Source organism: Umezawaea endophytica (assembly GCF_025061645.1).
Classification (GTDB): Bacteria; Actinomycetota; Actinomycetes; order Mycobacteriales; family Pseudonocardiaceae; genus Umezawaea; species Umezawaea endophytica.
Map to the genome: position 1 here is coordinate 113654 of NZ_JANYMP010000028.1, position 11325 is coordinate 124978.

17 protein-coding genes are annotated in these 11325 nt (G+C 65.6%); 4 read left to right on the forward strand and 13 right to left on the reverse strand.

Annotated features, from left to right (window positions below; translation table 11 throughout):
• Window position 1 precedes the first annotated feature (1 nt).
• From NZH93_RS40160 to NZH93_RS40220, 13 genes are all read right to left on the reverse strand, one after another.
• On the reverse strand, window positions 2-1174 hold the full coding sequence (locus NZH93_RS40160; RefSeq protein WP_259628554.1) for a tyrosine-type recombinase/integrase: 1173 nt from the start codon (window positions 1172-1174) through the stop codon (window positions 2-4).
• On the reverse strand, window positions 1174-1353 hold the full coding sequence (locus tag NZH93_RS40165; protein WP_259628555.1) for a helix-turn-helix transcriptional regulator: 180 nt from the start codon (window positions 1351-1353) through the stop codon (window positions 1174-1176). Before NZH93_RS40165 ends, NZH93_RS40160 begins: the two co-directional genes overlap by 1 nt.
• On the reverse strand, window positions 1350-2690 hold the full coding sequence (locus NZH93_RS40170) for a replication initiator (protein WP_259628556.1): 1341 nt from the start codon (window positions 2688-2690) through the stop codon (window positions 1350-1352). The genes NZH93_RS40165 and NZH93_RS40170 overlap by 4 nt, the downstream gene beginning before the upstream one ends.
• A gap of 75 nt (window positions 2691-2765) precedes the next feature.
• On the reverse strand, window positions 2766-3599 hold the full coding sequence (locus NZH93_RS40175) for a hypothetical protein (RefSeq protein ID WP_259628557.1): 834 nt from the start codon (window positions 3597-3599) through the stop codon (window positions 2766-2768).
• Between the two features lie 4 nt (window positions 3600-3603).
• On the reverse strand, window positions 3604-3936 hold the full coding sequence (locus NZH93_RS40180) for a hypothetical protein (RefSeq protein ID WP_259628558.1): 333 nt from the start codon (window positions 3934-3936) through the stop codon (window positions 3604-3606).
• The gene (locus tag NZH93_RS40185) at window positions 3933-4211 is read right to left on the reverse strand and encodes a hypothetical protein (protein WP_259628559.1); all 279 of its coding nucleotides are present in this window, start codon (window positions 4209-4211) and stop codon (window positions 3933-3935) included. The genes NZH93_RS40180 and NZH93_RS40185 overlap by 4 nt, the downstream gene beginning before the upstream one ends.
• Window positions 4208-4600, reverse strand: coding sequence for a hypothetical protein (locus NZH93_RS40190; RefSeq protein ID WP_259628560.1), 393 nt, complete (start codon window positions 4598-4600; stop codon window positions 4208-4210). The genes NZH93_RS40185 and NZH93_RS40190 overlap by 4 nt, the downstream gene beginning before the upstream one ends.
• Entirely contained in the window at window positions 4600-4932 is a 333-nt protein-coding gene (locus NZH93_RS40195; RefSeq protein WP_259628561.1) for a hypothetical protein, read from the reverse strand. Before NZH93_RS40195 ends, NZH93_RS40190 begins: the two co-directional genes overlap by 1 nt.
• Window positions 4929-5147, reverse strand: coding sequence for a hypothetical protein (locus NZH93_RS40200; RefSeq protein ID WP_259628562.1), 219 nt, complete (start codon window positions 5145-5147; stop codon window positions 4929-4931). Before NZH93_RS40200 ends, NZH93_RS40195 begins: the two co-directional genes overlap by 4 nt.
• A gap of 57 nt (window positions 5148-5204) precedes the next feature.
• Window positions 5205-6506 (reverse strand): FtsK/SpoIIIE domain-containing protein, encoded by a 1302-nt coding sequence (locus tag NZH93_RS40205; protein ID WP_259628563.1) that lies wholly within the window; start codon window positions 6504-6506, stop codon window positions 5205-5207.
• A gap of 149 nt (window positions 6507-6655) precedes the next feature.
• Window positions 6656-6841 carry a hypothetical protein gene (locus tag NZH93_RS40210; RefSeq protein WP_259628564.1) on the reverse strand — a complete coding sequence of 62 codons (186 nt, stop codon included), beginning with the start codon at window positions 6839-6841 and terminating at the stop codon, window positions 6656-6658.
• Window position 6842: 1 nt separating this feature from the next.
• Entirely contained in the window at window positions 6843-7112 is a 270-nt protein-coding gene (locus NZH93_RS40215) for a hypothetical protein (RefSeq protein WP_259628565.1), read from the reverse strand.
• Window positions 7113-7371: 259 nt separating this feature from the next.
• Window positions 7372-7719 carry a hypothetical protein gene (locus tag NZH93_RS40220; protein WP_259628566.1) on the reverse strand — a complete coding sequence of 116 codons (348 nt, stop codon included), beginning with the start codon at window positions 7717-7719 and terminating at the stop codon, window positions 7372-7374.
• A 151-nt stretch (window positions 7720-7870) separates the two neighbouring features.
• Here NZH93_RS40220 and NZH93_RS40225 point away from each other — a divergent pair, with 151 nt between their 5' ends.
• The 4 genes from NZH93_RS40225 to NZH93_RS40240 all read left to right on the forward strand — a co-directional run bounded on the left by NZH93_RS40225 (window position 7871) and on the right by NZH93_RS40240 (window position 11274).
• Window positions 7871-8629: a GntR family transcriptional regulator gene (locus NZH93_RS40225; RefSeq protein ID WP_259628575.1), complete on the forward strand. Its 759-nt coding sequence runs from the start codon at window positions 7871-7873 to the stop codon at window positions 8627-8629.
• 20 nt (window positions 8630-8649) lie between these two features.
• A complete protein-coding gene (locus NZH93_RS40230; RefSeq protein ID WP_259628567.1) occupies window positions 8650-9306 on the forward strand; it encodes a YdcF family protein in 657 nt (218 codons plus the stop codon).
• Between the two features lie 204 nt (window positions 9307-9510).
• Window positions 9511-10242 (forward strand): TIGR02391 family protein, encoded by a 732-nt coding sequence (locus NZH93_RS40235; protein WP_259628568.1) that lies wholly within the window; start codon window positions 9511-9513, stop codon window positions 10240-10242.
• A gap of 546 nt (window positions 10243-10788) precedes the next feature.
• The gene (locus NZH93_RS40240) at window positions 10789-11274 is read left to right on the forward strand and encodes a superoxide dismutase family protein (RefSeq protein ID WP_259628569.1); all 486 of its coding nucleotides are present in this window, start codon (window positions 10789-10791) and stop codon (window positions 11272-11274) included.
• Window positions 11275-11325: the final 51 nt, after the last annotated feature.

An 11325-nucleotide genomic window follows, 5' to 3' on the forward strand; every position in this document is an offset into this window, starting at 1 on the left:
ATTAAACGCGTTCGTCGCCCTGTCCACCCGACTCGTCAAACGCCGACTCCAGGGCGTCGGCTGCCTGCCGGTTCACCGTCTTCCGGCCCAGGTAGACGTCCTGGGTCATCGACGGCCGGGAGTGGCCGAGCTGATCGGCGACCAGCCGCGCGGAGAGGTTCGCCTCGTCAAGGATCGTCGCCGCCGTCTTCCGGAAGACGTGCGAGGTGACCCAGGCGAACTCGTCGAAGCCGCGGGCGTTCCGGATGTTCCGGCGGGTGTTCGACGGGTCACGCAGTCCACCAAGGCCGTCCGGGAACACCGGGCCGTCAGGGTGGTCGGTCGCGGCGAAACGACGCTTGAGCATCACCACGGCCCAGGACGGGAGCGGAAGCGTCCGTTCCCCCGCCTCCGACTTGGTCGACTTCCTGACCAGCCCCACGCCGTTGACCCGCGTGACCGTGTAGTCCACCGCCACCGTGCCGAGCTCCACATCCACATCGGACCAGAACACGGCCAGCGCCTCGCCGATCCGGACGCCGGTCGCCATCATGAAGCGGGTCAGATCCGGCAGGTCCCATCGGACCGCGTTCTGGTCCGATTCGAGGAGCGCCAGGAACCGGGTCCGCTCCGCACGGGTGAGCGCCCGAGGCCCCTTCTTCCGGCTACCCTCCAGGCGCGCGGTGTCCCGTGTCGGGTTGGTGCTCAGCGCGCCGTGCCGGACCGCCAGGCCCAGGACGCCGGACACGACCGATCGCGCCGTCTTGGCTGTCGCGGTGCCCGTGGTGCGCCGCAGTGCCTCCAGGAACACGTCCACCCTCGGAACGGTCGCCTCACGGAGCCGGTAGGCACCCAGGCCGGGCAGGACGTGCCGGTCGAGGATGCTCCGGTAGGTGTCGACGCTGCCAGGCGAGCGCGTCCCCGCGTCAGCCAAGGCCTTGAAAGCCCGAAACCACTGCTCCGCGACGTCCCTGAACCGGGTTTCACCGGTCAGCGCCGCCCCCGACGAGCGAGTCCGTTCGGTGAGCGCCTGCTTGAGGTTGCGCTCAGCCGCAGCCTTGCTCTTGCCGGACCGCTCTACCGGCCGGGTCGTCCCGTCGAAGTCGCGGAACTTCGTGGTGGCCCGCCAGCCGCTCGCGGTCTCGTAGGCGCGGATCTTCCCGTAGGTGCCGATCGGCAGAGGCGGCCTACCCATCACGCCACCTCGGTGGACAGCGAGTCCACCCAGGTCTCGACGTCCTCGGGACGGAAGCGCACGTGCTTGCCCATCCGGCGCCCAGGCGGACCGTACTTTTTAGTCCGCCACTGGTAGATGGTCTGGACCGGAACGCCCAGGTACTCGGACAGTTCTTCGATGCTCCAGAGCTTGCTCATGCCGCTTCCTCCTGTTCGTACTTGCGTTGGCGTTGCAGGCGTTTGCCCTCGGCTATGGCCAGGGCCAGCTCGCGTTCGGCGTCGTTGGCGTAGCCGCTGCCGGTGTAGGTCCAGTTGTTGACCACGAGGACTGATTCGGGGTCGACGCCCAGGCGGTCGAGGACTTCGCGGGCGCGGAACTCCCGGCGTTCGCCACGGATCGCGCCGAAGGTGGTGGAGTAGGCCTTGGACTTGGTCAGGAAGTGGCCGCGGAAGCCGAGCATGTGAGCCCATTTACGCAGGTGGAGCGGGCTGTACTGCTCCAGGTCGCCAAGGTCCCACGCGGTTTGGACCATGCGCCGGGCGTGCTCTGCCATCGGTAGGTGGTCAATGGTCAACTGGGACCGGATCGGCCGGTCCGCCGTGTCACGGGCGCCGGTGCCCTTGGTGGCGTACTTGGCCACGTACCCAGCCAGCGCGGTTTCGCTGATCTGCCCGGTGCGGTCTTCCACCTGGTCCGCATTGGCAGGCCGGATGGCGCGGGAGTCGACCTGCGCACCCCACACCAGCGGCAGCGTGGACCCGTCGGGCCGTTCGACCTCGACCAGGACAGCGGCAGCGGCGACCTTCACGCAGTGCTCCAGCAGCTCCGTGGTGGCCCAGCGCGGTGTCGGGTCGGTGGGGCCGTCGGGTCCGTCGATGCGGATGACGGCGTGGAAGTGGACTAGGCCGCGTCGCTGGTACTCGGCGACCTTGGCGTAGGACAGCCGGGCGTGGTCGGCGAAGCGGGACGCGGGCAGTCCGGCGGCGTGGGCCAGGACGCGGCGCAGGGTGATGGTGAACCGGTGCCAGAGTGCCCCGGCGTTGGCTTGCCAGAGGATCGCGCCGACGTAGTCGTAGGTGTCGGGGTCGATCGAGCCGCCGATGCGGGGGTCGTCGACGTGGTGCCAGGACCCGCAGCCGCACGGGATGGTCTTGCCACGGGTGGTGGTGCGCCTGCTGTGGACCTTGCCGAACGAGGGGGCGGTGAGGGTGGCGAACACGCGTGGCTTGTCGCGGACGGACTCGGGGACGCCCTTGGTTCCGCCGGACAGGCCCGCGCGCATGAGGTGGTAGGCGTCGGCGGCGTAGCGGTCGGAGCAGGACGGGCAGACGCTCTCACGTCGGTTGCCGCAGGGGATGAGGATGTCCCCGCCGTGGTGGTCGAGGACCTTGGACGTGGTGGGGTCTTGGAGCTGCCAGGCGCCGGTGAGGTGGATGGGTTGGGCGCATCCGCCGGTGGCGTTGACCTTGTCGCGCCAGTCGAGGTAGTCGGGTGCTTTGAGGCGGTGGACGATGCGGTCTTCCAGGGTGAGCACAGCGCCTCCTTTCCTTTGGCGAGCATGAAAAACGGGGCACGGCCTGGTGGTGGCCGTGCCCCGTCGGGTGGGTGGTCAGGAGGTGAAGGCGTGCCCGTTGTGTGTGCGCACCTCCTTGACGATCTGCTCAGCCATGTCAGAGGTCACGCGGACAGTGGCCTGGACGTCAGCGACGGTGAGTTCCCGTCCGTCGGCGGCGGCTTCGGCGGCTTTGGCCTTGACCGCGTTGAGCAGCGATTCCGGCAGCCGGATGCGGGTCGAGGTGGCCAGCGCAGGTGAAGCCGCGGGGACCTTGGCAGTCGGAGTCGTGGGGGCTTCCGGTGCGGGTCGGGCGGCTCGGTAGGCCTTAAGGATGGCCTCGTTCATCCGTTGCTGGATGACCGGCATGACCTCCGCAACCATGAACACCACGAGCGGCACGATCAGGTGGATGGCGAGGTTGCCGAACTCGAACGGCTTGCCCGCCGACCAGATGGGGGCGAGGGCGGGCCAGACGTTCATGAACAGGGTCGAGGTCAGCAGGGTCCGCTTGAGCCGCCGGACCCACACGTCATCGACGGCCAGGCCATGGGAGAGGACTTCGGATTCGAAGACCAGGAGCATGATCAGGATTCCGGCCAGCATCGGTTCGGCCAGCCACGCGGCCCACCACAGCGGGTCGGTGATCAGTCGGTGCCCGGCGAGGAAGTCCTGAACACCGGCGGTGGTGAACCCGAGCCCGAGAGTGAGGAAGAACCACATGCCCCGCGTGATCGTCCGGCGCTGGCCCTCGATCCGAACGGCGGCCATGTCCGGGTCGTCGACCAAGCCGCGGAGCTGACTGGATTCGGCCTTCTTGCGCCGCAGGTCAACGACTCGTTTCGTGACCCCGGCCGATACGTCGATCTCGTCAGAGTCGTTGTCCTGCACCGGTCTACTCCAGTCCGTGTCCGTAGGTGACCCGGTCATGAAGGACATGACCGAAGGGGGTGATCTCCAGCTCGTAGGCGTAGGCGGGTTCGCTGTCGTACCCGCCAATCGTGTGGCGGTGGCCCAACGTGAACGCACCGCGCCGCATGAGTTCGGCCAGGATCGGGGCCATCGCGGGGCTGATGCGCTCCGTGGTCCGGCCCCACTCGCACCGCCAGCCGCTCTCGCCGGTCTCGTCGTCGGCGAGGTAGATGCGGTGACGTGCCTGGACCATGACGAAGGCCACCGTGTTGCGCAGGTCCTCCGGTGGCCAGGTCTCGGCTGAGGTGTCGGTCATCGTGCTCGTCGTCCTTCCCGGTGTTCCAGCGACAAGCGCCGGTAGTGGTCGGCTTCGGTGTCGTGGAGCTGGTAGAGCTTGTGGGCGATCTCGGCGGCTTCCACGGCCTGGCGGTCGGGCAGCTCCCCGTGGTCGTCGGCGTAGCGGAGCACCAGGTCGTTGAACCGCTCCGTCAGCTCCGGGATCAACCCGTAGAGCGCGGCGGTCCGAGCACCGGACGACGTACCGCCCGACCGAGGCGAAGGGGGCTCGAGGTCGAAGGCGTTGCGGATCATCGGACACCTCGCAGGTGGAACCAGCGGGTGCGGATCTTGCGACCGGCGGAGGTGAGCTTGAACTTGTAGACCTTGCGCCGGATCACCCCCTGGAGCTGCGAGGTGAACTCCCCTTGTTCGGCAAACCTTTGGGAGACAAGGTGTTCCACGATGGTCGTCACGTCGTCGTCGGCGTGGCGGCAGTGCCCGTCACCATCGAGGCGGACCACCCTGCCGGTGGGGTCGATCTCGCCGTACCTGCCGTCGTGGACGTCGTCGAGCACGTGCACCAACACGTCGGGCTGGCCGCCGTATCCGGCCGGGGTGCCGCGTTCGACCGGCGGCGCGGTGACCACCTCGGGGGCGTCGCCGAACAGGTCGAACTGTCCGGGATCGCTACGCCTGGCCATCACCGCGCCTCCTTGCGAGCCAGGAAGAACAGCCGCCGGTGAACCTCACGCCCGCTGTCGGTCAGCTCCAGCAACGCGCACCTGTAGTCCTCGCGGCCAGCCTGGAAGCGCAAGGCCGTGCCCTCGGTGACCAGGTGGTGTTCCAGCAGCGTCTGCACCGCTGCGCCCTGGTCGCCGCCCACGGTGAACGCCCGCATGATCCCCTCGATCCGCAGCGCACTCCGCGTGGACGGCACCCAGGCCCAGACCTCGTCGGCGACCTCGTCCAGAACCTTCGCGGCCAACTCCTCCGGGATGCCGTGCACCGTGGCGGCGTCCTGCGTGGCGGTCACAACCGACCGCCGATCCGGTGGTTGATCTCCCGCCGGACGAAGTCCCGCAGCGTGAAGAACACCGCCACCGTGCCCAAACCGGACAGAGCCACGGTCCAACCGAACACCTTGCCCATGCCGTCGATCTGGTAGACCACGAACAACACGGCCGCGACGAGCGCGAGGAACAGCGCGAACCGCCAGGCGGCCCACAACCGGATACCCAAGTTCCACATGACAACCTCCAGTAAGAGTGATTTGTGTTGTGCAGCAACGACTTCCTGTGTCTCTGACTAGGCGACCGAGCGCAGCGCCGGACGACCGGCGGTGACGAACGCGACGAGGTCACGGATGTCCTGGTCGTCCTGGTAGGAGGCGCGGACCCGCAGCGGGGTGCGCGAGCCCTGCTGGACGACGTAGCCGATCCCGGCGTGCGCGGCATCGAGGGGGATCTCGTCGGCGAGTGCGCCGCGGAGCCGCATGCCGTCGCCCAGGACCATGTCCACCTGGGACTGCGAGGTCACCGACAGGCAGACGCGGGAGGTGAACAGCTCCCGGACCGGCACGGTGTCCTTGGTCGGCTCCTGCACATACCCGCAGACCCCGAACCCGGCGGCGCGGCCCTGCGTCATGATCTCCGCGAGCAGCTTGAGCACCGCCCGGACCTCGGAGGACGGGCCGTAGGCGGTCATCATCCCGAGTTCGTCGATCTGCAACAGCCGCAAAGGCGTCTCCACGCTGGGCGTGAACTTGCGCACCGCTTGCGCCCGCAGCTCCGCCTGGCGCTCTTTCAACTCGTCGCGGAAGGCCTCCACGGTCGCCACGGCGTCGTCCCAGTTGATGGCCCGGCGGTGGAAGATCGGCGCGCCGACCTCGGTCTCCATGCCTTCCTTGAGGTCGATCACGTCCGTCTGGACGATCCCGTCCCGCAGCAGCGGAGCCATCCCGCGCAGCGGTGACCACAGCAGCGAGCCTTTGCCCGACCCGGTGGCACCGGCCACGAACAGGTGCTGGCAGATCAGCGACTGAGTCCAGGCATTGCCGTACTCGTCATCGCCCAGCTCGATCGCCGACAGGTCGACCTCCGACGAGTCGTGCGGCAGATCGATCGCCGGGATCGGGTCGGCGTCGAATGGGTTGGTGCGCTCGATCACCAGCGCGATCACCTGCGGTTTGATCTTCATTACCGCGACCCGCTGAGCCAGCAGTGCGTGCGCGAGGGCTTCTGCCTTCTCCTCGAACATCGTCGGTGTCTGCCCGCGGTTGATCCGCACGAACAGCGTGTCGATCGACGGCGACGCCGAGCGGACCTTGACGATGCGCGGAACGACCATGCCGTCCGTACGGCGGTTGATCGACACCAGGTCGCAGTCCAACAGGATGTCCGACCAGCGCCGACCCACGTAGGACAACCACCGGCGACGGAACGCCCGCAGACGCGGCCCGATCAGGTGATCGAACGACGCGGGGTGTCCCCGGTACCAACCGAGCATCCCCACAGCGGCCCCACCCAGCATGCCTCCGGTAGTGGTCAAGCCGAGTTCCAGCGTCGACGTGGCGGCAGCGGCGGCCAGCGCGGGCGGGACCGTCACCATGCCGGGGTGGTGAGCACCCCATTTGAGAGCGCGGAATTCGATTCCCTGGGAACGAGTCGGCTTCGGCATTGCTGCCTCCTGTCGGCAGATGAAATCCGGGGACCCGATCAGCGACATGGCGTGATCGAGCCCCCGGCATGAATGGTGGGTTAGTCGAGGTAGGGCTTGACGTCTTCCAGCGCGACGGACAGATGCCCCATCGCGGTGGTGACCTTGTTGAACTTCCCGATGAACCGGTGCTTCGCGAACGGCATCTGGTCCATCGCGTCCTTGAGTTGAGTCATCGCGGCGTCGATGTCGGCGGTGACCTGGTTGGTGGCGAAACGCGCGGCCATGTCAGACCCTCCAGCCGCGAGCGATCAGGTCCGCCTCGTACTTCTTGGCGGTCGCGGTCAGGTCCTCGATCACCACAACGGCCTTGTCCGCCAAGGACTTCAGGTCATCCGAGGTCGGCAGGCTCCACGCGTCGGCGGGGAGCTTGGAGTCGTCGACCTTGGCGATCGTGCCGCGTACCTGGTCGTCGATGACGCCTTGCAGCAGGGTGATCGCGCTCTTGAACGTGGCGTAGCGCTCTTGCGCGGCCTTGTTCACCACTTCTAGTGCCACGGTGTGCCCTTTCTTCGGTGGTACGGGAGAGACCAAGACCCCCGGCAACGGACTGGCCACGTCCGGGGATCAAGGAATCCCCCGGTGCACGAATGGCACCGGAAGAAGGCATAGTTCGGCCCACTATTGAATTCTCAAAGGACAAACGGAATTCCCCTGCTATTGACGCAATGCCTGCCCCGACAAATCGGAGGGGTTCACTGTCCACAAGGGCCTGACCACGGCGAAGCGGTCCACGAAGCGGTCCTTCGGTGGCCGATCAGCCGACGGGCTTGAGGCCCTGCGCCTTGAACGCGATGCCGGAAACGGTCTCGCCACGGTCGTTCTTGAAGCTGTAGGGCGACACGGTCGCGCCGATCAGCTCGACCAGCGAGCCGAACTCGAAGTCGTCACCCTGCGCCGTAGGGTCGGTCGTGAGGGTCACCTTGATCTCTTCACCCTTCTCGCCCTGCGCCTTGGACATCAGCGAGACCACGAACAACGCGACCCCCTCCCGGTCGGTCACGACCTCTTCCGCCCGACCGTCATCGGTCTTGCGGGTCTTCATCACGGGCGCTTCCGTGACGATCAGCTTGTAGCCGCTCAGGTTGACCGGGATGTTCCGCATGACTGCCTCCGAGATGATCCGATTAGAACTATCTCTATTAGACACCCGAGGACGACAAGAGTCAATAGAGATAGTTCTATCTGGTATTCTCGCTGGTCAGAGCCGGTAGAGATAGAGTTATCCATCCGACGAGGGAGGTCCGAACGTGGCTATGGGGTACCGGGAGCTGGCGACGATGCTGCGCGACGGCATCCAGCGCGGTGACTACGCGCCCGGAACGACACTGCCCAAGCAGGACGAGCTAGCCACCGAGCACGGCATGAACATCAACACCGTGCGCAAGGCCATCTCCGTTCTGGAAGCCGAGGGACTCGTGGACTCGGTACGTCGTCGAGGGACGGTCGTTCGACCGCGTCCAGCCATGAAGCGCCTAGGCGTCATGCGCTACGCCAGGAGCAAGTGGAAGTTCGGACTCGTGGCGTTCGCCGCTGACCGGGAGGCGTCCGGGCGCGCTTGGAAGCCTGGCGATCAGACGAACACGGTCGGCAAGGTCAAAGCCGATGCGGAGATCGCGGAAGCGCTCGGGATAGCGGAGGGCTCAACCGTCTACGAGCGAGCCCGCCTCGTGAAGGACGACGGCACCCCGACTCACACCCTCACGAGCTACTACAACCCCAGCCACGTCGAGGGCACCCCGCTGGTCGATCCCAAGCCCGGCCCTGCCACTTCGGGCGGCGGCTACGCCGTACTCACGATGCAAGGACTGGAGCCCGACCACATCACCGAAAGCTTCCACTCGCGGATGCCAACGCCCGACGAGGTGGCGAAGCTGGAACTCCCCGCAGGTGAACCCGTGATGATCCTCAAGCGCCGAACGTTCACGAAGGACGACACTCCGATCGAGTTCGCACGAGGAGTACACGCCGCGAGCCGGTTCGAATGGTCGTACACGTTCCAGATCCCCGACTGACCGATCAGGAAGGCGGGCCGGTGGCGCCCATCGAGATCCCTGCACAGCACCGCGCCGACGTGCTGACCCTATGGGACTACCACAACATGAAGCACGAAGTCCGTCCTGTTGACGCCGCGATCGGCCTGGGCAGCCATGACATCGGCGTGGCCGTCCGGGTGGTCGAGCTGTACAAGGCCGGGGCCTTCCCACTGGTCGTATTCACCGGTGCCAATGCGCCAACAACGATCGAACGGTTCCCGCGAGGCGAGGCGGTGCACTACCGCGAGTACGCCCTAGCCCACGATGTGCCCGACGAGGCGATCATGATCGAGACCGAGGCGACCAACACCGCCGAGAACTTCGATTTCACGCGGAAGGTGTTGCAGGACAAAGGGATCGAGTTCCGATCAGCCGTATTGGTGTCCAGGCCGTACCAGGAGCGCCGGGCGTACGCTACATGCCGCAAGATGTGGCCAGAGCTGGACATTATCTGCACGTCTCACCGGCCACCTATAGATGAGTACGTGGCCGAGATCGGTGATGCTGACTTCGTGATCAGCATGATGGTCGGCGATACCCAGCGAATGACCTTGTTCGCCAAGTACGGCTATGCCATCCCGCAGGACGTTCCCCAGGGGGTCCAGACAGCCTACGAACGACTGATCACCGCCGGGTACACCAGCAGGCTGATCTAGCAGTCCCGGTGTATCCCAGCTCTACGCCGATCCCCGTAGCCTGCGTGTTCAGAGTTTCTTTTCTTCATCAAGGCGCCCCCTACGGGGCCGCGCGGCACTCTACTGATGCCGCACGGGCAGGGACAGGCTTGGGACTCCGTCCAGCCTGTCCGCCCGGCGGCGTGCCGAGCCGCTCAGACGTCGACGTTCGATACGATCTAGGCTATGGACGCCTCATGGATGATACTAAAGCTTGAATCTTTCTTGAAAGCGGTAGATGAGTATCAAACCAGTAAACAAGATCCAAACTTGAGTGAATACAACAGCCTGATTTCCCTGACGCGAAAAGTATCTACCGTGCGCCGAATACTAGGCGCACTCCAAATCGATATATACAGCTACACCAAAAAGAATTCGAACGAGACTGAGGCACATGATGAGTTCGAGGATCTCGTAAACAGGCTCAAAGTCTCCTCTATCCAAGCTTTGGGAATACTGGATGATTACGATGAAATCGAAGAGAAGTTAAACCCTGACGCACCGGCTATTACCGCCGATCGACTGCACCCATGGGTATGGGAAAGCGCCAAGCCATCATGGAAATCCGGGTTGTATCGAGCCGCGGTTCACCATGCAGCTAGCGCAATAAATGAACAGCTTCAAAGAAAGCTCGGCCGAAGTGACATAGCGGACGACAAGATCGTTTCAGAAGCGTTTCGCGCCGGAGAGGCGACCGCCGAGCGACCCAAACTAACAATAGCTGGCGACCAAAATGACTTAACCGTGCAAAGTATCCACAGAGGCGCACTCCAGCTCGGCCAAGGATGCTTCTGGGCAATCCGAAACCCTGCCGCTCACGAAACGAAAGAATGGGAGCAACAGGTATCTCTTGAACGACTGGCCGCCTTGAGCGTATTTGCCAGACTAATAGAAGACGCAGAAGTAACCAGAGAATAAAGGCACTGTCCTCGCCGGACGGGCAGGTCTCCGAGATGGCGAGGAGTGCGGGACGCTGCGGTCCGTTCGGAGCCTGGTGCCATCCCGTCGACCTCCACAAGGGCTATCACGTCGTCACCAGGGGGCAAGCTTGAGCGGTACCGTGGACGCCCTGGGGGATGTTGCCCCCTGGTGACGACGTGATCGGGCTGCGCCAGGTCGACGAGATGGCACAGAGGCCCCTCTCTTGTGGGGATCAAGATCAAGTCACGCTTTTCCCTTGCGAAACGACACAAGACGACCACTAGAGACAGTCCAGAGTGGTCGTTTGCGTTCGCTATCCGCGCTGGCAGTGGCATGCGTGAGGCGACAACGGCGGACGTCCCCAGGAGTCGATCCTTAATCTCTTGGTTCAGGGTTCGAGTCCCTGGCGGCCCACCGAAACCCCAGGTCATTGAGCTGGGGTTTTTTCGTTCCCTTTTCCGCGCTTCAGGAATTCCCCCTCGTGGTCGCCGGAACGGGTGACGTGGCTGGCCCGGCGCACGTCGTGCGCGCTACTGATGGCCCATGCACCTCGCCGCCGCGCTCGTCCTCAGCGCCGTCCTCGCCCCACCCGTGCACGTCTCCGGTCCGCTGACGGTCTACGACTCCGCGCTGGCGCCCATCGGGTCGGAGGCGTCGGTGCTCTCGTGGGCGACGCCGGGCGGTGGCACGTTCGTCCTGCTGCACACCGAGGGGCTGCTGCCGAACCGCGCGTACGGCGCCCACGCCCACGCGAAGCCGTGCGGCCTCGACCCCGGTGACGCGGGGCCGCACTTCCAGCACGTGCCGGGTGGTGCGACCGATCCGCTGTACGCCAACCCGGACAACGAGATCTGGCTCGACTTCACCACGAACGCCCGCGGCACGGGTCTCGCCGTCGCGCAGGTCGACTGGACGTTCACCGACCGCCGCGCGGCGTCGGTCGTCGTCCACGCCGAGCACACGCACACCGACCCCGGCCACGCGGGCACGGCGGGTGCGCGGGTGGCGTGCGTGTCGGTGCCGTTCTAGGGGCGTGAGCACCGACTCAGCCATCCGGTGCACGTTCACTCCGGCGCCGGG

Coding starts and splice junctions, on each gene's coding strand:
- NZH93_RS40200 (WP_259628562.1), bottom strand. CDS start 5,147: ATGTGGAACTTGGGTATCCGGTTGTGGGCCGCCTGGCGGTTCGCGCTG.
- NZH93_RS40235 (WP_259628568.1), top strand. CDS start 9,511: ATGGACGCCTCATGGATGATACTAAAGCTTGAATCTTTCTTGAAAGCG.
- NZH93_RS40240 (WP_259628569.1), top strand. CDS start 10,789: ATGCACCTCGCCGCCGCGCTCGTCCTCAGCGCCGTCCTCGCCCCACCC.
- NZH93_RS40225 (WP_259628575.1), top strand. CDS start 7,871: ATGGGGTACCGGGAGCTGGCGACGATGCTGCGCGACGGCATCCAGCGC.
- NZH93_RS40160 (WP_259628554.1), bottom strand. CDS start 1,174: ATGGGTAGGCCGCCTCTGCCGATCGGCACCTACGGGAAGATCCGCGCC.
- NZH93_RS40210 (WP_259628564.1), bottom strand. CDS start 6,841: ATGGCCGCGCGTTTCGCCACCAACCAGGTCACCGCCGACATCGACGCC.
- NZH93_RS40165 (WP_259628555.1), bottom strand. CDS start 1,353: ATGAGCAAGCTCTGGAGCATCGAAGAACTGTCCGAGTACCTGGGCGTT.
- NZH93_RS40180 (WP_259628558.1), bottom strand. CDS start 3,936: ATGACCGACACCTCAGCCGAGACCTGGCCACCGGAGGACCTGCGCAAC.
- NZH93_RS40185 (WP_259628559.1), bottom strand. CDS start 4,211: ATGATCCGCAACGCCTTCGACCTCGAGCCCCCTTCGCCTCGGTCGGGC.
- NZH93_RS40220 (WP_259628566.1), bottom strand. CDS start 7,719: ATGCGGAACATCCCGGTCAACCTGAGCGGCTACAAGCTGATCGTCACG.
- NZH93_RS40190 (WP_259628560.1), bottom strand. CDS start 4,600: ATGGCCAGGCGTAGCGATCCCGGACAGTTCGACCTGTTCGGCGACGCC.
- NZH93_RS40205 (WP_259628563.1), bottom strand. CDS start 6,506: ATGGTGACGGTCCCGCCCGCGCTGGCCGCCGCTGCCGCCACGTCGACG.